At 55.5% G+C, this 22,643-nt stretch carries 19 protein-coding genes and 2 pseudogenes; 9 read left to right on the top strand and 12 right to left on the bottom strand.

Translation table 11 applies throughout. The features are described 5' to 3' along the window. Positions 1–25: 25 nt before the first annotated feature. The 5 genes from E0L35_RS10675 to E0L35_RS10655 all read right to left on the bottom strand — a co-directional run bounded on the left by E0L35_RS10675 (position 26) and on the right by E0L35_RS10655 (position 2,926). Positions 26–430, bottom strand: a complete 405-nt coding sequence (locus E0L35_RS10675) for a DUF1801 domain-containing protein (protein ID WP_138800266.1) — start codon at positions 428–430, stop codon at positions 26–28. 167 nt (positions 431–597) lie between these two features. Next, positions 598–1,089 (bottom strand): arsinothricin resistance N-acetyltransferase ArsN1 family B, encoded by a 492-nt coding sequence (locus E0L35_RS10670; RefSeq protein WP_138800265.1) that lies wholly within the window; start codon positions 1,087–1,089, stop codon positions 598–600. Between the two features lie 98 nt (positions 1,090–1,187). Then, positions 1,188–1,775, bottom strand: coding sequence for an O-methyltransferase (locus E0L35_RS10665; RefSeq protein WP_212751680.1), 588 nt, complete (start codon positions 1,773–1,775; stop codon positions 1,188–1,190). 43 nt (positions 1,776–1,818) lie between these two features. Beyond that, complete coding sequence (locus tag E0L35_RS10660) at positions 1,819–2,445, bottom strand: LysE family translocator (RefSeq protein WP_027959191.1); 627 nt, start codon at positions 2,443–2,445, stop codon at positions 1,819–1,821. A 109-nt stretch (positions 2,446–2,554) separates the two neighbouring features. Further along, on the bottom strand, positions 2,555–2,926 hold the full coding sequence (locus tag E0L35_RS10655; protein WP_138800263.1) for a DUF2306 domain-containing protein: 372 nt from the start codon (positions 2,924–2,926) through the stop codon (positions 2,555–2,557). Positions 2,927–3,040: 114 nt separating this feature from the next. Between E0L35_RS10655 and E0L35_RS10650 the strand changes: the two genes are divergently transcribed. Further along, entirely contained in the window at positions 3,041–3,568 is a 528-nt protein-coding gene (locus E0L35_RS10650) for a PadR family transcriptional regulator (RefSeq protein WP_039858268.1), read from the top strand. Between the two features lie 78 nt (positions 3,569–3,646). On the opposite strand, the gene E0L35_RS10645 is transcribed toward E0L35_RS10650, so the two are convergent. Continuing rightward, positions 3,647–4,399 carry a Crp/Fnr family transcriptional regulator gene (locus E0L35_RS10645; RefSeq protein WP_138800262.1) on the bottom strand — a complete coding sequence of 251 codons (753 nt, stop codon included), beginning with the start codon at positions 4,397–4,399 and terminating at the stop codon, positions 3,647–3,649. A gap of 368 nt (positions 4,400–4,767) precedes the next feature. On the opposite strand from E0L35_RS10645, the gene E0L35_RS10640 reads away from it, so the two are divergent. Continuing rightward, entirely contained in the window at positions 4,768–4,941 is a 174-nt protein-coding gene (locus E0L35_RS10640) for a phosphatase PAP2 family protein (protein ID WP_138800261.1), read from the top strand. A gap of 270 nt (positions 4,942–5,211) precedes the next feature. Here the strand turns inward: E0L35_RS10640 and E0L35_RS10635 are convergent, their stop codons facing one another. After that, positions 5,212–5,673, bottom strand: coding sequence for a hypothetical protein (locus tag E0L35_RS10635; protein ID WP_138800260.1), 462 nt, complete (start codon positions 5,671–5,673; stop codon positions 5,212–5,214). 95 nt (positions 5,674–5,768) lie between these two features. On the opposite strand from E0L35_RS10635, the gene E0L35_RS10630 reads away from it, so the two are divergent. The 3 genes from E0L35_RS10630 (at position 5,769) to E0L35_RS10620 (ending at position 8,985) form a co-directional block, all read left to right on the top strand. After that, positions 5,769–6,737, top strand: coding sequence for a LysR family transcriptional regulator (locus tag E0L35_RS10630; protein WP_138800259.1), 969 nt, complete (start codon positions 5,769–5,771; stop codon positions 6,735–6,737). 747 nt (positions 6,738–7,484) lie between these two features. Next, positions 7,485–8,189 carry a phosphatase PAP2 family protein gene (locus E0L35_RS10625; protein ID WP_249362124.1) on the top strand — a complete coding sequence of 235 codons (705 nt, stop codon included), beginning with the start codon at positions 7,485–7,487 and terminating at the stop codon, positions 8,187–8,189. Positions 8,190–8,451: 262 nt separating this feature from the next. After that, entirely contained in the window at positions 8,452–8,985 is a 534-nt protein-coding gene (locus E0L35_RS10620) for an invasion associated locus B family protein (protein WP_138800257.1), read from the top strand. Positions 8,986–9,191: 206 nt separating this feature from the next. Here the strand turns inward: E0L35_RS10620 and E0L35_RS10615 are convergent, their stop codons facing one another. Beyond that, complete coding sequence (locus E0L35_RS10615; protein ID WP_138800256.1) at positions 9,192–9,983, bottom strand: 2OG-Fe dioxygenase family protein; 792 nt, start codon at positions 9,981–9,983, stop codon at positions 9,192–9,194. A gap of 352 nt (positions 9,984–10,335) precedes the next feature. On the opposite strand from E0L35_RS10615, the gene E0L35_RS10610 reads away from it, so the two are divergent. The 3 genes and pseudogenes from E0L35_RS10610 to E0L35_RS10605 all read left to right on the top strand — a co-directional run bounded on the left by E0L35_RS10610 (position 10,336) and on the right by E0L35_RS10605 (position 14,827). Continuing rightward, positions 10,336–12,117: a GGDEF domain-containing phosphodiesterase gene (locus E0L35_RS10610; protein WP_249362133.1), complete on the top strand. Its 1,782-nt coding sequence runs from the start codon at positions 10,336–10,338 to the stop codon at positions 12,115–12,117. Between the two features lie 223 nt (positions 12,118–12,340). Next, a pseudogene (locus tag E0L35_RS26625) lies at positions 12,341–12,580 on the top strand (IS1380 family transposase); the annotation flags it as partial. 366 nt (positions 12,581–12,946) lie between these two features. Next, positions 12,947–14,827, top strand: coding sequence for a monovalent cation:proton antiporter-2 (CPA2) family protein (locus E0L35_RS10605; protein ID WP_022523779.1), 1,881 nt, complete (start codon positions 12,947–12,949; stop codon positions 14,825–14,827). Between the two features lie 68 nt (positions 14,828–14,895). On the opposite strand, the gene E0L35_RS10600 is transcribed toward E0L35_RS10605, so the two are convergent. Together E0L35_RS10600 and E0L35_RS10595 are read right to left on the bottom strand one after the other, a co-directional pair. Beyond that, positions 14,896–15,996 carry a hypothetical protein gene (locus E0L35_RS10600; protein ID WP_171051137.1) on the bottom strand — a complete coding sequence of 367 codons (1,101 nt, stop codon included), beginning with the start codon at positions 15,994–15,996 and terminating at the stop codon, positions 14,896–14,898. 391 nt (positions 15,997–16,387) lie between these two features. Further along, a complete protein-coding gene (locus tag E0L35_RS10595; protein ID WP_022523782.1) occupies positions 16,388–17,704 on the bottom strand; it encodes a DUF3422 family protein in 1,317 nt (438 codons plus the stop codon). Between the two features lie 243 nt (positions 17,705–17,947). On the opposite strand from E0L35_RS10595, the gene E0L35_RS10590 reads away from it, so the two are divergent. Further along, complete coding sequence (locus tag E0L35_RS10590) at positions 17,948–18,769, top strand: CmcJ/NvfI family oxidoreductase (RefSeq protein ID WP_138800255.1); 822 nt, start codon at positions 17,948–17,950, stop codon at positions 18,767–18,769. A 47-nt stretch (positions 18,770–18,816) separates the two neighbouring features. Here the strand turns inward: E0L35_RS10590 and E0L35_RS10585 are convergent, their stop codons facing one another. Together E0L35_RS10585 and E0L35_RS10580 are read right to left on the bottom strand one after the other, a co-directional pair. Next, positions 18,817–19,785, bottom strand: coding sequence for an LLM class oxidoreductase (locus tag E0L35_RS10585; RefSeq protein WP_138800254.1), 969 nt, complete (start codon positions 19,783–19,785; stop codon positions 18,817–18,819). 199 nt (positions 19,786–19,984) lie between these two features. Next, positions 19,985–22,639: pseudogene (locus tag E0L35_RS10580) on the bottom strand (ATP-dependent Clp protease ATP-binding subunit); the annotation flags it as partial. Positions 22,640–22,643 lie beyond the last annotated feature (4 nt).

Genomic DNA, 22,643 nt, shown 5'->3' with positions numbered 1-22,643 from the left:
TACAAGTTTGCACTTTACCCAATGGCTACACGCCTAGAAGCGGCAAGCGCTTAAGCTTGTGGTACTTCAGAGCCAACTCGATGCAATGCCTTAACGGAACCTGTTCGATATTCACACTCAGAGGGAGCACAATAGCTCTCTTACCCTCATACTCAAATTCATTACGATATATTTCTTTGAACGTTTCAATCAAACATGTTTGGCAGTGAAAAAATACCTTAATGACGTCTGGATCTTTAGGTTTCCAGTCGATTCGAATGGTAGTGCCCCCTTTGACAAGATAACTAGCTTCTCCCCATTTAAGCGCTTCTTCGACATCGCCAAGCTCATCTTCAGCAGCTACTGCCAGAATGAGTTGTCGCACGCTCTCAAGCTGCCACCGTGCGCCTTTCGGGTAGCTTTCAAACTTAGCCTGAACATCTGGATTCACGTTAAACTTACTCCAGGGTTAGCAGCGAGAGGCATAAAATTCATCTATCACACCAAACCGTAAGGCCATCGTTCCACGATAGTCTCAACATGCCGGCTCCCACCATTCTGAGTTACGTCCATAGTGTCTAATTACATCAACCTTGCTTTCAGCATGTTGAGTCACTATCAGTTAGTCAGATTTAGCTGCCAATAGCCAACGTCGTGCCATTGATCGAACTTAAACCCTACCTTTTCAAAATGGGCCACTTTTTTCATGCCCATTTTTTCGTGCAGTGCGACACTGGCTGGGTTGGGAAGCGTTATGCCGCCCATCACCGCATGTATCCCGCCCTCTTTGAGCGTGGAAAAGAGTGTTTCGTACAGTTTTACACCCAAGCCCCTACCGTGCGCCTGATTGGAAAGGTAGACGCTGACTTCAACTGAAAATCGATAGGCGCTTCTCTCTTTCCATTTGGTAGCGTAGGCATAGCCCACCACAGCATCATCTTCCACTGCCACCACCCAAGGCAAACCGGCCCCCTGAACGTTTTCAATCCGGCCTTGAATGTCTGAACCCAATACTGGCTTTTCTTCAAATGAAATAGCGGTATTTTCGATGTAGTGGTTATAAATGTGCGCTATGGCTTCCGAATCACCCTCTACGGCATCTCTGATCATGGTTTATTCCATTTATATTCTGACGGTTTAGGTTCACTGATGAAAAATCGACTTCCGCTTTCTGAATCAGCTAGGGCGCCTTTAACGCTAAGCAGGCGTTACCCGCACCGCGTTGCCAGAAACTCGCCATTGCCAACGGGTACAGTGCAAGTAGTGAACTTGGAGTCTGCCGATACCAGCGCCATAAAATCAGCCATTTCATCTGCATGGGAAGTGGCGTTATCCACCACAAGCAGTCCGCCCTTGCGTAAAACTCGCTGGATATTCGGCCACCAATTCACATAATCAGAGCGCTTTGAGTCTAAAAAGAGCAGATCGAAACAGGCATCATCCAGCCTCTCTAGAAAACCACCCGCTTCCCCTCGATGCTGAGTGATGACATCAGAGAGGCCTGAGCGCTCAAAATTTCTCAAGGCCATCTCCAGCTTGAATTCGGAGAGCTCAACGGTGGTAACGTGCCCACCAATCCTCTGCACTGCCTGAGCCAGCCACAAGGTGGAGTACCCATTCGAGGTGCCAATTTCCAGCACTCGTTGGGCATCAGTTGCTTGAACAAGTACCGATAAAAACTCCCCCGTATCACGAGTGATATTGAGCATTCGTCTTGGGCGTTCAGAAATGGCAGCATCGTTTTGTTGGCCAAATTGCTCAAGTTCCGCTAGCAGTTCTTGAAGGGTTTCACTCACAGTTGTCTCCCGATACGAACACATCCAATTTACCGTCTTTTGCTTATACAGGCCGCTTAGCAAGCAGCGCCCAGACACCCGCTGAAGAGAGTAACGTTCCGCCAACCAAGTTGAAGCGACGCTGGGCACGACGCGATGCCAGCATCTTGCGCACCGACGTTGCGAATACGGCGTAAAGAGTGGCATTCAGCGTTGCCAACGCCACAAACGTGATCGCAAGTATCCACAATTGTTGCCCAGCATCGGCGTTCGGGCTGACGAATTGCGGCAAAAAGGCGACGAAGAAGATAATGCCCTTCGGGTTGAGCGCAGTAACGAGATAGGTATTGGTGAAAAGCTTCCAGCGCGAACCTGATACCGCCGGTGTTACTGGCTGCACAGAGGATATACCGGCACGCAATAGTTTGATGCCCATATAGAGAAGGTATAAACCGCCGATCCACTTGATCACGGTGAACCAAAATGCCGAAGTGGCTAACACCGCTCCCAGGCCAAGCAGTGAAAAGAGCAGCGCCGTTGAATCACCCAATGCCACCGCAGCGACAAGCGGAATATTGGCGCGCCTGCCTTGGGCAATAGAGTAGCTGACCACGGTCAAAATCGTCGGCCCAGGAATAGCAAGCAATGCCACTGACGCCAGGGCAAAGGCGAACCAGATTTCAATAGACATGGAAAGCTACCTCACAGGTTGTTAATGCTAAGTTAGCATAAGCTCAACAATGATTGGAGTATCCTGCTAAGGGGTCAGCGGCCCTATCTAACACGCTTGCTTTTAATCATCACCACATTCCCAGCTGAACAGCGATCCAGCGTCCTGGTGCCAGGGAACCGACAAAAGCACCGACCAGCCCCAGATAGGCGCCAATCATCCAACCGCGATGCTGCTCTACACTCCCCTTGAGGATAGCCACCACTGCAACGGCAAGAGCTACTAGTACCCACAACGAAAGTAGATGAATCGGCCCAAAGTGACCTATTAGCGGCAGAACGCCGCCGCCAAACCAGAAGGAGCTCAAGGCAGAGAACGCCATGGCGAGCACCCAGGTGCTGCCCAGTATTCGATGGAGCATAGTGCCCTTTGGCGAAAGCAGCAGAATAGCCCCAAGCCCCAGGGCCAGAAGAGACGCGTAGAGATGCAGGGTAAACGCCATGAAACCTCCGAGAGCCAAGTCAACTGCCCGGCAAATGCAACTTGTTGCATAAGGCTAGCCCCTGCCATTTTATTATGCAACTATGTGCATAACGTTCGAAACACACGGTTACTCATGTCCCTACGCGCCGTTTTATTAATCACTCTTCAGCGAGAGCCCGGCACTGGTTACGATATCCTCCAGCGCTTCAAAGCGGGACTCGCCCATGTTTGGCAGGCCAGCCACCAGCAGCTCTACCGCGAACTTGACCGAATGCGCGGCGATGGCCTATTGGCGTGCGAGACTCTGCCGCAAACCGAACGCCCCGACCGCAAGGTTTACCAACTCACCGAAGCGGGGCGTCAGGCGCTAGACATCTGGCTCGCCGAGCCCTTGTCTACCAGCCCTGTGCGCCAGCCATTGTTTGCCAAGTTTTTCGCCTGGGAACGCTGGCCTGAGGAGGCCCGCCGCGAAGAGCTCACCGACTTCCGCAAGCAGCTCAAGGATCGCCTAACGACTTACGCTGCCATCGAACGGGAGTGGTTTAGCGATCCACAATCGTTGACGCCCGCCCAGCGAGCACCCTGGCACACATTGCGACTTGGACAACGCCTTACCGAAACCTGGGTAGAGTGGGTCGAGGAAGTGATAGAGGAAAATTAGCTTTTGGTGAAACCAGCTTCTCGTGGAAGCTGGGGGCTTTGGAGGGGGCTTGATCAGCCAATAGAGGCTACCAGCGCTTTACGGGCTCGCTTTTAAAAGTTCAGAAAACGAGGGAGATAGGAATTCATCGATATAGCTATCATTGAATTCGACTAACCGCGCCAACGCTTCGGGGTCGGGCAGCTTCACGTGCTGGCGGTTTCGGATCACCAAGCCCTCATCACGCAGCATCGAGAAAGTCCGGCTCACGTGTACCGGGCTCATCCCTAGCGCGTCGCTAATCAGCTCCTGCGTGAGCGGCATGAAGAAGCTATTGTCCCTAACGGCCTTGATCCGCTTGAGTCGCAGATAAATTTCGTAGAGAAAGTGCGCCAGTTGCTCGTGGGCTGAATACTTGCCGAGGTATATCAGCCGCTCGGAGAGTTGCGCCTGCTGACGAGTTGCTGTGGCCACGATGCCGGCAGCTAGGCTTGAACGCCCAAAGAGCTCAAAAAGCTGCTGATATGAGAAAGGGCAGATTACACCTTTATTAATCATTGCCGCACTTGCCAGGCGGCGGGTGAAGCCAAAATCACGAATGCCTATGATATCGCCAGGAAGGTAGAACTTGAGGATCTGCTTTGAACCATTTTTCAAGTTACGATAGGAGTATGCCCAGCCCTCCTTGACCACGCAGAACAGATCAGCATCCTCGCTCTCCTGCCAGAGCACCTCACTAGCTGACATGTATCTAGGGCTGAGTTCAAGACCCAGCAATAGCGCTTTGTCTTCCTGAGACAGCGCACCTTGAGTACTAAGGCCCCGCATCACTACTGTATCGATGAGAGACACTCTGTTACCCCTCAGGCAAATGGTTTATTAGCGTCATTCTAAAACATTTGCCGACCTCACTAACCTAACGTAGGTTATGAATTATGCTTGTTATCAAATGGTTGCATGAATCCTATAGGGATGCCCTGGCTCCCGAATGCCACACGGCAACTTCGTTTCGGCAACATTTCAGGCAGCGCCACCAGGTCAGCCCCCGCAACTGGCGCAAGACCTTCGGCGACAATGCCTGACTATCCTGCCAAACGTCTCCTGTCAAAACGTCAACTGGGCTTAGAAGTAAGCGGTTTTCCGCGCTATTGATAACCCTGGCACAATAAAACCGTCAGATTCGACGTTGCGTACCCCTTCTCAAAGCAAAGGAGTTGCAAATGAAGCACCATGAAAAACTTGGACAAGTTGGGCGCAAAAGCTTTTCCCTGCTGGTGGGTATAAGCCGAGTTTACCTTGGGGTTCATTGGCCGACCGATGTGCTTGCCAACTGGACGGCCGAGGTGAGCTGGGCGCTGGATGCAGCGGCGTGGGCAGGTAGAGACGGAAGATAGCAGGTCGGACACCGACGACTGCGACGACTGCGGCCTTTGAATCACACCGGTTCGGATGGCGCTCCTGGCGCAACTTGGGCGTCCGTCTATGGGGTCGGAATGATCATGATGGCATCGCGGATAGTAAGCCTGCAGTCTTTGCGGCGCTTGGCGATCGCGTTCTTGGGTATCCCTACGCCGAGGATCGCCTCACGGTTTTAGTCGTCTGGGTATTAGAGCCTGAAGCTATGGCAGGCCACATCTTCAGGTCCCAGATAGAAGTACTCCTGGTCACGGATACTGGCCGTCGGCGTCGTTGGTCAGATTTTTCGGTGTTCCAGAAGCTGTCAGCGGTTTAAAACGCTCAAACTGAACCCAAAGGGTCATTCCGCCGGTTGCCACCAAGATGACAGCGAGCGGCAGTCCGGCGGGATTCAACACCACATGAAACGCCACAATCACCGCCATCACAGGGGCAAGCAATGCCAACCCTAGTGCAGGCGCTCGATTGCTCAGCAACAACGAAGCGCCGATCAGTTCGATAATTTTCATCAAAGGCCAGAAAAATCCAACCTCTTTGAGAGCGGCTTCAAAAGCCAGACCATCTACTGATGTTGGTGGGTGGATGAGGTGCGATCCAGTGAATATGTACCAAAACCCATCAATTGCGCCGATCAGGAAGATGCCTCCAAGCACCAGTCTTGGGCCAGTATCAACAAATAGAGTCTTTGCGTTTGGTAGCGAGAGTGCCATCGTGAATTCCTTTCAGCTGTATATTGATCTTTGACCGATACGGGGCCATTATGCTGGGAATTCCGTGTCATAAAAGCAAATAGTATTCATTTAGCATGAATGAAATTCAGATTAGAAACCTGGACCTGAACCTGCTTTTGGTCTTCCGTGTGTTGATGGATGAGGGCAGTGTCAATCGGGCCGCAGAACAACTCGGCCGTACGCCTTCGGCAGTCAGCCATGCTTTAGGTCGGTTGCGCGACCAGCTTGGTGATCCGCTTTTGGTTCGTGTTGGTGGAATTATGCAGCCCAGTCCAAGGGCTCTCGCACTTTACCAAGAGATACAGCCAATCCTCGCCCGGATTGAACGCGCCGTGCAGCCGCCAGCAGAATTTAATCCCTCGAAAAGCACACGTATTTTCAAAATAGCCGGCCCCGGCTTGGACATTGTGGCCACAGAAGTTGTCCGAAGGATGCACAGAGAAGCACCAAACTCCGGCCTTGCATGGCAGCCCCTGTCAAAGGAGACCATGGGTCAGATCGTCAGTGGCGAAATAGACATTGCCTTTGGGAACGCAAACTTCCCTCTCCCGGCAGGATTGAAGGCTAAGGCTCTACCCTCATTAAAACGCTATGTCTTCGCTCGTCATGGACACCCAGCTTCAAATGACTGGACAACGGAAAGTTGGATGAGTTGGCCTCATGTCGTTGTGCACACTCCAGGTGCAACACATGGAACCGTAGAAGAGCGGCTCAACAGCTTAGGTCTGAAACGCCGGATTGGGTTACACGCTGCCAGTTGGTCAGGCATTGGTGCGGTCTTGAACAATACCGACATGCTGGGTAATTTTGTCGCGCTGTGTCTACTAGGAGGCGCGCAGGGTGAAGATATTCAGGTATTTGAGCCTCCCGAACCCTTGCCTGACGTGTCTTTTCGGGTGATGTGGAAATCAGAACTTGATGGTGACCCCGCCACCCGGTGGCTACGCAATATTGTTTTGGCGACGTTCGATGCGCTAATCGATGAGGCTGACCGACGCCTCGCAGCATCTGACATCATCAAGCCGCGCCAAAGCACCTGTTAGGGTTCTGTTGCAAAATTTACGGGCGACGAGTAGTGGGGTTGGTGATGTCAGGTAAATCGGGACGTGCGCTGAGCCTGCAGGCTCGGAGTGATTATGCGGCGATCCTCGTGACCGTGCTGTCGACCGGTGGTGCGAGTGCTGTGATCGCGGAGGCTATCAATTTCTTGGCCGTGTCCAGCAATACCAGTTGTCTCGATCTACTGCCGCAGTAGTGGCCGTCTGGTCTCACTGATATCCGGATTGGGTCGAAATCAGCCCTCCAACCAGGTGACTCTAGAGCAATAATCTGCGCTTACCTTCACCCACTCTACGCGCAGATTTTCAAAATCTTCCTAGCGTCAACGCTTCCAGATAATGATTGCTGCCATCGCTGGAAATTAGCCTTTTATACCACCTTCATTTATAGGCAGTGAACACAATAAGCTTGGCGGCAACGCCACTGCCAAGGATTAAGCCAAAATCGCGAATGCCACACGGCAACTTTGTTTCGGCAACATTTCAGGCAGCGCCACCAGGTAAGCCCCCGCGACGGGCGCAAGACCTTCGGCGACAATACCTGACTATCCTGCCAAACGTCTCCTATAAAACGTCAACAAGCCCTAGAAGTAAGCGGTTTTCCGCGCTATTGATAACGCAGGCACAATAAGCCGTCATAACCGACGTTGCGTATCACTTATCAAAGCAAAGGAGTTGCCAATGAAGCACCATGGAAAACTTGGACAAGTTGGGCGCAAAGGATTTTCCCTAATGGCTCGGCTCGGCCGCTACGAACTAGCGATGCTGCTATGCGTCGTGGTACTTTCCGGTGGGATTTGGGGGTTCGTCGCGCTGGCCGACGAAGTTGTCGAGGGGGACACCCATAGCATCGATGAGAGCCTGCTGCTCGCCCTTCGCAACCCCGCAGATCTTAGCGACCCAATCGGGCCGGGATGGGTTGAGGAAATGGGCCGGGACTTCACCGCACTGGGCGGTGCCGGCGTGCTAGTACTCATCACATTGGGCTCCCTAGGCTACCTGTTACTTGCCAGACACTATCGCGCGGCCCTCTTCGCCTCAATCGCGGTGCCCGGTGGCATACTTCTCAGCACCGTGATGAAGTTGGGCTTTGACCGCCCTCGCCCCGATCTCGTGCCTCATGAAGCCATGGTCTATACCGCGAGCTTTCCCAGCGGCCACTCAATGATGTCTGCCGTGACCTACCTCACCCTGGCCGCGCTGCTCATCCGCGTACAGCCCGCGCTGAGGCTAAAGGCTTACCTTTTGATACTGGCGATATTGTTGACCCTGCTGGTGGGCATAAGCCGCGTTTACCTTGGAGTTCATTGGCCGACCGATGTGCTTGCGGGCTGGACGGCCGGGGCGAGCTGGGCAGCGCTGTGCTGGATCGTGATGCAATGGCTGCAGCGGCGTGGGCAGATAGAGCCCGAAGAGAGCAGTTCGGGCACAGAATAACGTGACCCAAGCCGAGGTGGGCAACGCAGTGAGTTGCCCAGCCACCTGGAAAAATGAATACATCGCCAGGATAAACAGTAGCCGTTAGAGCGATCAAACCGCCCTTCCTCTTAAATAAAAAAAACGCTCAGGAAGACTGGTTAGGGAGGAAGGTAAACAGCCCAACCACGCTCTCGTACATCAAGGGCTCGACCTCAAGCGTACAAGCAGGCATGGTGAGCACTATTATCCACCATCAGCGAACCAACAGGAGGTAACGCCAATGCCAAACTCTCTTACTCAAAACCTTTTCAGAATGGGTCTACTATCGCTCTTGGCGTTGTCCCCCAATGCCTTTAGCCAACAACAACCAGGGGCAGCCTCCGGTAATGATGTTACTACCGAGTCGTTCCAGGATTGGGAAGTCCGTTGCCAGCGTAGTGCCGAGGGCCCGAGCCCTTGTGCGATGTCGCAACTGATCACTCAACCCGACAGCGACCAGCCCTTGATGCAGGTAATTCTCGACTACCCGCCTCAGATCGATGACCCGGTGATGAGCTTCTTCGTGCCGCTGGGGGTACGTCTGGCCCCGGGCTTGCAATTCAGTGTGGATAACGCTGAGCCAGTCCAATTCCCCTATCAGGTATGCCAGGAGCAAGGGTGCCGTGCTGACGTGCCCATTGAGTCGTCGATGTTGCAGCAACTCCGCAGTGGCAATACAGCAACCCTCAGCATGATTAGTCCACGCGGTGAACGCATGGACATAGATATTTCACTGCTCGGCTTTACTGACGCCAGTAACCGCATCGCTCGTTAACCTTCGGGGCCTTGCCCAGACAAAGCCGACTTAAAAGGGACACGTTTACTCAGCCGTTGCCAGCAGCCGCTCACACAGCGTTGGCCAGTGGAGACAGACACCCTTGCCGTCGGCCAGCACTTCCCCCTGCCAGGCGCACAACCAAAACGCCCCTGGAGTTCCGGGGGCGTTAGTGTTGCTAGGTTCTCAATTTACCGAGAGTGTCATTAGCTCTCATTGAGGACCGCTTCCGGGAAGTGGCGACGCAACATCCGGTTCTGGAAGCCGTCCACGAAGCGACTATTGATGATGATGATGAACCGTTCGAAGGGTGACTCGCTGTCGAGCTGTTCGATCCCGTCGACACTGTGGAATAGCCGGTCATCGTTCAGATGAAGGATATCACCCGGATCCAGAGTGATATCGACCAAGGGTTGCGTGCCAGCCTTGTCTGCGTAGAGGTGGTTTTCGGCACCCGCCACGTTTTCCCGATTGATGACCAGAATGCTTAGGGCCTTGCAGCCATCGGCATGAATTCCCTGTCCCTGAAGGGGGTCGATGCTGCCTTCCCCGCGAACCCCGGTGATCTGCATCAGGATGGGTTCGTGCGCACCGATACTCCACAGCCTTGCCCAGGCGCGAACAAAGGCTTTCACATCGGGGCGTGCCATGAATTCCCGAGTCAGCGGATCATAGTACCGCAGGCGATCCGCCATGCTTTCCGCGTCGTTGAAGGCACCCCCCTGGGCCATGGGGCATTGGCCCATATCCTCGACATCTCCCTGATCATTCAGGGCGAGCCATGACATCCGCTTCCATCGCTGGTTAACGTAGGGATCGCGCGGCAGGTCAGCGGTAAATCCCTGCCAGGCGGTCAGATCGATTCGCTCCCGAATATTGGTTTTCGCCCAATCCTGATGCCTCAGCGCCTCTATCACTCCCGGATTCCAATAATCGGCGAGTGAATCGGCAGGCATGGAGGTGAGGTCGAAACCGTGCTTGAGAGTATCGAGTTTCATGTTGGCATTCTCCTGTTAACTGGGCTGAATTGCCCGGTGTTGCCGGTGTAAACACTGAGGTCAACAGGTAGAAAATGAAAAGATTTGCAACAATATGTCAAAGAAATGTACTAAAAAGAGTGATTTTTTTGAAAACAGGATCAGACCGTTGATGACGTATTTGTAGGTTATCTCCTACAAATAGGTGTAGGATAATCACAACAAAGTGCCCCTCTCGTTGCCATTATGATGGCTCTTGACAGTGTTTTTTCTTTAAGTGGATCCCATGACTGCCAGCGATCCCCGACTTCACAGAGATCCGAAACGCCTGAAGGAGAACCGCAGGAAGTTTTCCGGTGCACTCGTGTTGAAGATGTCAAAGACACCTTCAACTGATGGCATCGATTCGCATGATGCCGGTAGGGAAGAAGTCGAGTTAGTACGCCGCCAGTATCTGGAGAGTGAGCAGCAATTCCGCGCCCTGCTGGAGAGTCTGCCGAAAGTGGCGGTTCAGGGTTATGATCGCTATCGGCGAGTGATTTACTGGAATGAGGGTAGCACTCGTCTCTATGGCTATACCGCTGAGGAAGCCCAAGGACAGTTACTGGAAGATCTGATCATTCCTGCCTTCATGCGTGACGGGGTGATCCAGGCGCATGATGCCTGGATCAAAGAAGGGGTCGATATACCCGCCGATGAACTCCAGCTCAAGCACAAAACCGGTGAACTGGTATCGGTCTTTTCGCAACATCTGATGCTCAATGAGCATACCGACTCACCCCTGATGTTCTGCGTGGATGTCGACCTTTCCGACCAGAAGCGCGCCCACCGTGACCTGGAATTCGCCACCCATTTCGACAGGCTCACCCATCTCCCTAACCGCCAGACCTTCGAGGTCGATCTGGACAGTCTGTTGGATTCCTGTCGACGCCAGGGCCATGGCCTGGCAACCATCTACCTGGACATCGATCACTTCGTCGAGATCAATGATGCCCTTGGCTATGATCAGGGCGATCGCCTGCTCATTGAGCTGACTCGGCGACTAAGAGAGTGCCAGCGCGTCACTGACCTGGTGTCCCGTGTTTCTAGCGATGAATTCGTGCTGGCCTTTCCCGGCGTCCACTTGCCCCCCGATGTCAGACGGGTCGTTCGTCATGTCCAGAATGTCTTTCGGGAACCTTTCGTCCTGGATGGTCGGGAGCGTCAGGTCACGGCCTGCCTGGGTGTGGCACTCTTTCCCGAGAATGGTGAATCGTCACGCGAATTGATCCGTAATGCCGATGTTGCCAAGAATCGTGCAAAACTGGAGGGTCGGGGTGCTGTACGTTTCTTCCAACAGAAGCTCCATGATGAGCTGGTTCGCCAACACTATCTCTCGGCGCGACTCGAGAAAGCCCTGGATAACGGGGAATTCTCCCTCCACTACCAACCCCAGGTCTCGGCGGCCAGTGGGAGAATAGAGAATCTCGAGGCCTTGATACGCTGGGAGCCTGCCGAGGGCCCGCCGATCTCGCCTGCCGAGTTTATCCCGCTGGCCGAGCGTTCCGGTGTGATCCATCGTCTGGGCGACTGGGTCATTGAAGAGGCTTGCCGCCAGCAGGTGGAATGGCGTGCCAAGGGATTTCATGAGCACCGCATCGACATCAATGTCTCGGGTCGTCAATTGGTGCGTCCCGATGCCCTCAAGAGCTTCGAGGACTCGCTGCAGCGTCACGGCTTAGGCCCGCGGGATATCGGCATCGAATTAACCGAGAATGTTCTGATCGAAGCCGACGAGACTGTCCTCGAGGATCTGCGGCGCCTCTACCATCGCGGCATTCGCATTGCTATCGACGATTTCGGAACCGGTTATTCATCCCTGAGCTATCTCAAGCATTTTCCAGCCACCTCCATGAAGATCGATCGCTCTTTCATCCACGACGCTCCCACACAGCCGAAGGATAGGGCCATCATGGAGGGTGCCATCTTCATCGGTCATCGATTGGGATTGGAAGTGGTGGCCGAGGGCGTCGAGAACGCCGAACAGTTGTCATTGCTTCGCGAAATGCATTGCGACCTCATCCAGGGGTTCTACTTCTACCGTCCGATGCCTGCCAAGGAAATCGACCGCCTGCTGGGCGGTTTCGTGCCTGGTCACGAAGGGCTGTCGAGCTGAGCCTCGTCGTGATTTGGCGTCCAATGCCCGGGGTTGCCATGACCTGGAGAACTTGTGAACGATCCTGATGCTCATTGATCGCAGGGACTGACACTGCGGCCCTAGCTGGATTGCCGTTATCGGCCAGGAGCCGCCATTGAGACTTTCCTGATGTAACGCCAACATTCAGCAGCGGCCTTTACGTAGCGAAGCGGAGAAAAGGCCATCCGGTGGAGGGCCGAAGGCCCAGAACGAACTAGAACTAATGGTTAGATTGAAACAATATCCGCACGGCCTGAGCTGCCTGATGGGGAATCAAAACCGTAAGAGGTGGAGCCTAATGAGGTTTCGCGAGCAGGTGCTGAAAGTCGCCGCCACGCTCACCATGCATGCATTGCGGGTGACCTTGCACCTGGGAGCCGCCGCCGACAATTGGTGGCCAACCCTAATGCGAGGAGGGCCAAGATTGGCCGCATTGTCCTAACCGCCACCACGACCGCCTTTCTTAAGGCATCGTCCAGTGGTCGAGGGGGCCGTGAGCAAGCGCCCCGCCCTCTTTACTTGATATTATAAGCGACAAGTATTTAGAGAATAAATGAGCATATGTGGCGGTGCTGCCATGTCGTTGGCAGAAGAATAAGAGCCGGAAGCGTGCGATCAGCCACTTTAACAAGACCGTGATGAATCACACGGGTTACCAGTTGACGGTTATGACCACGCTGATCATTGGGGTGAAGAAAACAGGTCTGTCTCCATTTTTTCCCCCATTTTCGATACCGGAAGCGAAATGCAGCCGTTGGTCTAATGTTAGAAGAATGGGTATGTGATTTTCGACCTACGGACATGACTGATGACTGACTACTTTGTTCAGGCGTTTATCTACCTGGTGGCAGCGGTAATCGCGGTGCCACTGGCCAGACAGTTCGGGCTGGGGTCGGTACTCGGTTATCTGGTGGCCGGTGTGGTCATAGGACCGGTGACAGGACTGGTGGGCCAGGAGGCCCTTACTCTTCAGCATTTTGCCGAGTTCGGCGTGGTAATGATGCTGTTCCTGGTGGGGATGGAGCTTGACCCAAAATCCCTCTGGGCCATGCGGGTCAGGCTGCTCGGTCTTGGCGGCCTGCAGGTCACACTGACTGCAGCCGCCGCCACCTATTTTGCTTGGTCCCAGGGGATGGCCTGGCAAACAGCCGTGGCAGTAGGGTTTCTCTTCTCCCTCTCTTCAACAGCGATTGTCTTGCAAACACTTACCGAAAGGGGGCTAGTCAAAACCGAAGGTGGCCAGAGTGCCTTCTCAGTGCTGCTTTTCCAGGACATTGCAGTGATTCCCATGCTGGCCGTTATCCCGCTGCTGGCCGTGTCCGAAATGTCCGGTAGTGGCAGCGAGGGCGGGCATAGCAGCCTCAGCCTGGTTGAGAACCTGCCGGGCTGGGCGCATGGGCTGGCCGTTGTCGGCGCGATCGTGATCGTGATTATCTGTGGCCATTACCTGAGTAGGCCGCTGTTCCGCTACGTGGTGCAATCCGGCATGCGGGAAGTATTCACCGCCGCGTCCCTGATGCTGATTATCGGCATCGCGGCGCTCATGAGCCTAGTGAACCTCTCACCTGCGCTCGGCGCATTCCTGGCCGGTGTGGTCCTCGCCAACAGCGAATTCCGGCACGAGTTGGAAGCCAATATCGAACCTTTCAAGGGGCTACTGCTGGGGCTTTTCTTCATGACCGTAGGCGCGGGAATCAATTTCGGCGTTCTGGCGGCTTCATGGGATACGATCTTTCTTCTCGCCCTGGCGGTTATCATTGGCAAGACGCTGATTCTGTTTGGCTTGGCTTTCGCATTCGGCATCCGCGGCAGTGAAGGCTGGTTGTTCAGCCTCGGGCTGGCCCAGGCCGGTGAGTTCGGGTTTGTGCTGCTGACCTACAGTACCCAGAACCAAGTTATCCCTGCAGACACCGCTCAGGTGCTGTCACTGGTGGTGGCCCTGTCCATGTTCCTGACACCGCTGTTGTTCATTGTCTATGACCGGGTGGTGCTGCCACGCTATCAGAAGGCTTCCAATGAAGAAGCAGAGCCGGACGAGATAGAAGAGCAGGCCCCGGTGATCGTGGCAGGGGTCGGCCGCTTCGGACAGATCGTGTGTCGTTTGCTTCGCGCCAACAACATTCCCAGCGTAGCCCTGGACCATGCTCTGGATCAGATCGAAAATCTGCGCCTGATCCAACTGAAAAGTTACTTTGGCGACGCCACCCGCATCCAGCTACTGGAAACCGCCGGCATTGCCGAGGCACGCCTGCTCGTCGTCGCCATCGATGACCGCGACCGGGCCGTGAGCCTGGTGCGTCACGTCAAACAGCTTTACCCAGAGGTCTGGATACTCGCCCGCGCCTTCGACCGCGGCCATGGTTACGAGCTGCGTGAAGCCGGCGCCGACGACGTGGTGAGCGAGACCTACTACTCCGCCCTGGAACTCGGCGGCGAGGCCCTCACGGCCATGGGCGTCCACCCACAACGCGCGCGCCGGATGACCCGCTCCTTTATCGCCAGCGAAAAAGCCCACGAAGATCAACTGTTCGACACATGGCGCAATATAGAAGAAGGCATCCACTTCAGCCCGCGCTACGGGGAGTTGTTCATGAAGCTCGAAGAGGCATTGGATCATGCCATGCGGGAGGACGTACGGCTAACCGAGGACGAAACACTGGCATGGACACCACCAAAGAACAATGGTTGATCGCGAAAACAAAGAGATACTAGAAGGCCGTCCCACGTTTGGTTGCGTCTTTTAATTGTCGACGCGCATCAGCGCTTATCCGCTTCTTGGTTGCGGCGTCGCTGCCGGTAGCCATAAGTAGCGTTTCTGACGGTTTCTTCATCTTCTAATCCGGCCCCCAGGGCACCAGCGATGGTGGCAACCGAAGTCGCGAGCCAAGCAAGGGCAGTATAATCTAGAAGGCTGGCCGCTTGGCCGAGTTGCTCTTCCAGCATGTTGGCCGGAATGAAAACGAGGACCGTGAAACAGAACAGACCCAGTAGGATCGTATAATAGAATATAACCCCAGTACTTAGCGTCAGTACAGTGACCGTATTGTAGAGGCGAACCAAGTGTGGCAGTGGGGAGTTTCTTATCGACTCCCAAAGAGAATGCGCAAGTATGATCCAGGCGATCATCGCCACCATGGAGACTCCCATCAGAAGAACAAGGCGAGGCCAACCATAATTGGCGCTGAGATTCCAAAGGGTGGGAAACACTAGGCCATAGGCACCGGTCGCGAACGCTACGGCGATGACGCCTTTGAAAGCAGGAAAGATGGTCCAGGGGCGGTTGGCGCGAACCATGCCAGCCAGGATGCGAAGATTGCCGTTAATCCATGAATCAGCAATGAAGCGTACGTCGAAGGACTCTCCCTCGCCCGATCGCGTGACCCGCCGTATCGGGAACAACTTCTCGTAGAGGCGTCTGCCCAGTAGTTGCCAGGCACCTTTGCCACGCAGGCTCTCGTGAACTTTATAGGATTGCTCAGTACGCTGCTCTTGGCGAGCACGATCCTCTTCCGAGCTGCCATGATGCAATTCGTTGACCAGTTGCAGAATCGCTTCGCTAAGGCGACGGCGTACCGCGGTAATGCCGAAAGCGGGTAATGAGATTATTGCAACGCCATGCACCATGCTGGTTTCAGCTATCACGAAGCGTCCAGACTTGTGGATCGGCAAATCGGTAATGCAAATCGCGTAGTCCCACTGCTGATGCCGCTTGTATTCGAGAATACTCCCGATGATATAGGTGGAAACCTCTGCAGCGCCGATCAATGGATCAACGATGAGTTGAACCTCCCAGCTCAACCGGTCATCTACGTAGTTGGCCAGAAGTTCGGGTAACTGGTCGATTACCTTTTCGGCCATCTCAGCGGACATCTCCGGAGCAGGTACTAGGCCCACCACTTTTCGGCATGGGTTAACCGTCTGGATCCCTTCTGCTGCGGGCTGCTTGGTGTAGACCTCGTTTTGAGCTTTGGTCATAAGCGCTCCTTGACGACGTAGCTAGCGGACTTAGGAGTGGGACCCTGTAAAGCCCGCCTAGTATATCCAAGCTTAGATGAAGATCAGCATAGCGCGACTCTCGCTATAGTCATTGGAGAAATTGAAACCGGGCCCCCATCAGCCGGCCATGCTCGCTGCCCTATCCCTACCCCAAGAGATTAGATGACTGGGTCCATTAAATGCTGGCATCCCTACCGGACGCTCCACGATTACCCCATTCCGCGTTTCAAGCCGGTAGATAGTATTAAGACTTTTACAACGCCGTGGAATCGTCGTGGGCATGTCTGATCCGACGAACCCTCCACCAGATCAACAGCATCACGACGGGTACCAGTACCGACATCACCGGTGTGACAACATCGTAAATGAATGGAATTCCCTTCAGGAAATAGCCTGAAAGACTCACGACGTAATATGAAATTGCTGCCACAGACAGGCCTTCAACCGTTTGCTGAAGACGCAATTGCAGCTTGACTCGGTTATTCATCGACGCCAGCAAGTCCCGATTCTGGCGTTCCAGTTCGACATCGACCCAGGAGCGCAGTAGTGAGATGTTTCGGGTCAGTTCGTCGGAGAGCTTGGCCTGGCGCTCTTTAACCGAAAGGCAGGTTCGCATCGCAGGCGCAATACGGCGCTGAAGGAAATCCCGCCAGGTGAAGTATCCGGATACGCCCTCCTCCACTAGCGCTGCCAACCTCTCTTCAACAATCTCGTAGTAAGCCCGGCTGGCGCCAAATCGATAGAGATTTGCAGCAACGCAGGCCTCCAGTTTTGCCGCCAGACTGGTCAATTCTGACAGAAGGAGGTGGTTGTCACGCCGCGCTTCCGAGTTCGTCGACATCTCATCAGTCATCATGGCCAGTTGTGACTCCATGCTTCGCAGCTCCTTCGTCATTGACCTGGTCAATGGCAACGACAATAAGGCCAAAGTCCGATAGGTCTCAATCTCCAGAAGACGTTGCGCCAGCGCCCCCGCTCGCGCGGGTTTCAAATCACGCGCAAGGATCAGGATGTGCGTCAGGCCGTCTTCATCCTGTCGGAAATCGGTCAGGATGGCAGCGTTCCCACTTTCTACCAGCGAGTAACAAAGGCTGGAAGGATCGAAGCGATCTACCTCCTTCTCAGTATCTGAATTCCATGGAAGAAAGGTCAGGCGCACGCCCGATACCACCGGGCCGGGAGGGATGAATCCATGCTTGAACGGATTCTCGCCGCATGGTTCTCCGGTTTCGGGATCAAGCTCGGCACACCACAGATACGTCGAATACTCCGAGTGCTTTTCACAATGCAGGTCTCCGTCTTCCCAGGCCAAGCCATGAAATGACGTAGATTGGTCAGGCTCAGCCACGCGGAGACGACCAGACAACTCATTCATTGCCAACTTATCCTTGGTCAGATCTCCTCCCCTCATGAAAGCGAACTGCAACATCTCCCTCGGGGCCTGAATCATGAGGAGTGGGCGTGCATGCACTTCGTTCACGGCCGCAGCCCTGTCGGCATAAGCCGGCATTCCATACACCGTATCGCTTGAGGCCGGCTGATCGTTCGGATTGTGGATCGACTCGGCCATAATGACCTCGGTTGACGGGTAAAGGAAATACAGAGCGGGACTCTAGTAACACTATAGCTCACTACGCGAAGGTAAACCCTGTGAGCGATTACGCCTCGACGTAACATTTGCCAAAGAACAGGGTCAAGGCAGGGAAAGTTCCCGTCTGATGGCCTATACTAAGTAGTGAAGAAACCTACACCAGCTATCGCGCCTCCACGGTGACACCACTCTGGACGCGTTCAGCGGATCGGGAGGTGTTTCTTGCAGCGCACGACGGACATGCCCGACAGCATTACCACGACGCTCACCTATCTGGTCAAGCACGACGCGAAGCCCTATGTGCATACCGAAGCCCTGACCGGTGAAAGTGAACCGCGCTACTTTGCAGAACAGGAGGAGCGCGACGTCACGATATACAACGGCCGACCACTGGTAGAGAGCCTATCTCTGGACAAGCAGGGGTTCGAATTTCATCGGCGGGGTACGGTGGTCGACGACCTTTACGATGATACGTCGGTGGAAAGCGTCTACTACGCCGAAGTCGAGGCGTTGATCAAAGAGCTGACGGGCGCGAGCCGGGTCGTCATCTTCGACCACACCCGGCGTACCGATGCCGAGCAACGGGGCATTCGCGGCCCGGCCAGCCGCGTACATAATGACTACACCGAGCGCTCAGGGCCTGAGCGTGTCCGCGATGTGCTGGGCAGCGAACAGGCCGACGCACTGGCGGCGATGCCGGTCGCTCAGATCAACCTCTGGCGCCCCATCAGCGGGCCCGTCAAGCGTTCGCCGCTGGCCCTGCTGGACGCCTCGACGCTCGACCCCGATGACCTGCTGGCCACCGACCTGATCTATCCGGACCGTACCGGTGAGATCTACCACCTAGCGTACAATCCGCGCCAGCGCTGGTACTATTTTCCGGACATGCGCCGGGACGAGGCCTTGCTGATCAAAGGGTATGACTCGCGTCACGACGGCCGTGCCCGCTTCACCCCCCATACGGCTTTCCAGGACCCCCATACGCCGCCGGGGGCCCCGCCTCGCGAGAGTATCGAGGTTCGCACCCTCGCCTTCTTCGGCTAGATTTTGAACACTGGCGATGGCTTACCCGTACAGTTCCCGGCCGGCTTTTATGCCGACATGGCGAAGTCAGGTAAAACGAATTGACCGATTTCCTCAACGACCTCGCCGGCAGGTCGTTGGCCGTATTTCAAATTGATAATCACATGGTTTACGCCGATCTCCTGCAAACTGTGGAGCAGCGCAATAAGGTGATGCCGTCCCAGTTGATACCCCAAATGGATCGGCCGTGGGGGTGTCTGCGGGTTATCTGTCAGGTCGAGGTAAAGTGACTGGCTGAAGGGTTTGAACAGCTCGCCACATTCATCACGAACCGCCGTGCGCCAGCTCTCGACAACCGCTTGCTGGGACTTCGGGGGGCGCGGATAACTGATCCACCCATGACTGTAGCGGGCGATCCACTCCAGCGTCTGGCGGCTATGGCCGGTCACGAAGAATGGAATTTCCGCTGTGGTTGGCTTGGGAATCAGATCGGCTCCCTGAAGCGTCCCGCCCGACCAGGTCAAAGGCACGAAACTGCTGAGCTGAACCTCGCGAAATACCTTGAGATATTCGCGGAATAGGCTGCCGCGTTGCTCCGGGTCGACACCGAACGCCGGGAACTCTACCGGACGGTCACCGGAAGCTACGCCGAGTAACAGTCGGCCACCACTGAGTTGATCGACACTCGTTGCGGCCTTGGCAGTGTGCAGGGGATTACGGATTGGCAGGATGACCGACGCGGTACCCAGCGCAATCGAGCGAGTATGTGCGGCCATAAAACCCAGGTAGACCCAGGGATCGAACACCTGGCCCGAATCCCCGAAGCTGGGGTCGCGTAACGGCACGTCCCGAAACCAGAGAGCAGAGAAACCCAGTTGCTCGGCACGTTGGGCCAAGCTTACCTGGTTGGTCATAGTCGGCATATCGCCGGTAAAGGCTTCGAGAGGGAAGAAAAGGCCCAGGCTCAGGCGGCCTTGGCGGTAGGTGCGCTGAAAGCCAGCTTGTTGCTGATAGGGAATGGAATTCGGGCTAAACATGCTCTGTCCTCCATTTGCTCCCGCTGCAAGTGAGCGAGATACTGCGCGACGGTCGAGTTGCACCCGGTCTATCCCATTAGTCTTTTCTCCCCTGCCCGTAGCCACCGGGGCTTCATTACTCCGGTTCGGAGGCAGGCACCTTTGCTTCCTTCTCCCAGCGAATCTCACTTCGACCCTTGTCGTAGACGAAGCGCAGACTATCACCTGCCTCTATGTCGCCCCGCAACACGGCACTCGCCAGGCGCGTCTCGACCAGGGTTCTAATCTGGCGACGAAGTTCGCGCGCACCGAATTCCGGCCGGTAGCCGACATCCGCCAAATGGTCGATGAGCGAGTCGTCGAACTCCACCGTCAAGCCCTGCCCGTGCGCGAGACGCTTCACGCGCTCGAGCTGCAGGCCTACGATGTCACCGATTTGCTTGCGATCAAGTGCGTGGAACACGATGATCTCATCAATGCGGTTGATGAACTCCGGGCGGAGATAACGACGGAGCACGTTCAACAGTTCCGACTTCAATTCCGCGTCGTCCTTGCGCTTGCCTTTCGGGGCCTCGAGGTTGTCCCGGATAACATCGGAACCGATGTTGCTCGTGGCGATTATGATGGTATTGGTGAAGTCTACGACACGCCCTTTGCCATCAGTGAGCCGCCCATCCTCGAAGACCTGCAGCAGCACGTTCTGGACATCCATATGTGCTTTCTCGAACTCGTCCAGAAGAACGACACTGTACGGTTTTCTGCGTACCTTTTCGGTAAGCTGCCCCCCTTCCTCGAACCCGACGTATCCGGGAGGCGCCCCGATGAGGCGCGCGACCGTATGCCGCTCCATGTACTCGCTCATGTCAATGCGGATCATCGCCTCTTCATCACCAAAGACCGTTTCCGCAAGGGCTTTGGTCAATTCCGTCTTTCCCACTCCCGTGGGTCCGAGAAAGAAGAAGGTTGCGATGGGACGGCGGCGGTCGCCCAGCCCGGCGCGAGACAAGCGCACGGCATCGGATACGGCTCTTACCGCCTCGTCCTGACCGACTACCCGCTGATGCAGGCGCTGTTCCATCTCCATCAGTCTGGTGCGCTCCTCCGTGGTGAGCTCTGCCACCGGAACGCCGGTCAGGCGCGAAACGATCTGCGCCACATCCTCGACGCCCACCTGGTTGGCGCTGGTGCTCCGGGTCGTGTTCCATTCCTCCAGGCCTTGGTCATAGTCGCCCTGGTGTTCTTCGATACGAGCTTCCAGCGCGCTCGCGCGCTCGAAATTCTTGCGGTTGGATGCGTAGTCACGCTCGCGCCGCAATTGGTCGATCTGCGCACCGAGCTCATGAAGCTCCGGCGGCCTTGAGGTGCCACCGATTCGTACCCGGGCAGCCGCCTGATCTATCAGATCGATGGCCTTATCCGGCAGGAACCGGTTGGTGACGTAGCGGTCGGCCATCTCCACGGCGGCGACAATCGCCTCGTCGGTGATAGTCACCTTGTGGTGAGCCTCCAGCCGATCCCTAAGCCCTCTTAGGATATTGATGGTCTGGTCAATCGTTGGTTCGGCGACGAACACCGGTTGCAGCCGCCGCTCCAGCGCAGCGTCTTTTTCGATGTGCTTCTGGTATTCGCCCAGCGTGGTCGCCCCGACCAAATGCAATTCACCACGCGCCAGTTGGGGCTTGAGGGTATTCGCGACGTCCAGCCCGCCTTCGCCCCCGGTCGATCCTGCGCCGACAATGGTGTGCAGCTCGTCGATAAACAGCACAATCTCGTTTTGATGGGACGTAATCTCGTCGAGGACTTGTTTGATCCGCTCCTCGAATTGGCCACGATACTGGGAGCCCGCCACCAGCGAGTTGATGTTTAGCTCAACCACCCGTTTGTTCTGCAACAGGTCCGGCACTTCGTTGTGAACAATTCGCTGCGCCAGCCCTTCGACGATGGCGGTCTTGCCGACCCCCGGCTCACCGATAAGAACAGGGTTGTTCTTGCGGCGCCGGGAAAGAACCTCGATCAGGGTCTCGACCTCGGCCGCTCGCCCGATCACCGGGTCGAGCTTGTCCTCGTTAGCCAATGCCGTAAGATCCCGACTGTACTTGTCCAGGGTGGGCGTGTCGCTTTGCTCCGGCAGTCGCCCCTCCTGTGCCCCCTTTCCGACCACCTGCACAGCCTTCTGCCGAAGACCGTGTGCAGAGAGGCCATAACGGTTCAGCAAGTCGCTGGCTAGTCCCTCCTCCTCGGCCAGACCGATCAGAAGGTGTTCGGGACCAATATAGCCATGCCCGAGGTCTCTCGACGCCTGGAAGGCGCGCTGTAGCGCGGCTTTCACCCGTGGGGAAACTCCGATCTTTGTAGGCCCGTCCGTTTCAGGTTCGCTCGCAGCTTTGGGTGTCAGTTGCTCAATCTGGGCCTTGAGTTCCTTGGCCGACAGCTGGTATCGCTTGAGGAGCGCCTGCACCACATCGTTATCGGCCAGCGCGTAAAGCAGGTGGCTGGTATCGATGAGCTGCGAACCCCACTCCGTCGCGGTAGCCGCGGCTTGCTGCAGAATCTGCTCGCTTTGCTCGCTAAGCAGGTCACCGAGGGCGACCGATTCGCTATCCTGCGGCCGGCCGTTCTCTCGACTGGCGACACTGCCAAAGCCGAAATTCTCGTCTCGCGCCAGCCGCTCGAAGAAATCGTCGGCGAGTAGCCCGCTTCCAAAAAGGGATTCAAACGGAGAGGCACTTCGTGCTCTCAGGCGCAAATAATCCGTTTGGCATACGTTGAGGGTGCGTCTTCGACCGGCTTGTGAAACGGTGACCTGCAGAGCCGCAGGGCGTTGCCGGCAGATATCGCATGATACTTGGGGTGATTGTTCCGCGCTCTTGCCCATGATG

Source organism: Halomonas sp. ATBC28, assembly GCF_005937175.1.
Lineage (GTDB): Bacteria > Pseudomonadota > Gammaproteobacteria > Pseudomonadales > Halomonadaceae > Vreelandella > Vreelandella titanicae.
The sequence above is the reverse complement of the archived record's forward strand: the minus strand, read 5'-3'. Positions and strand labels throughout refer to the sequence as shown.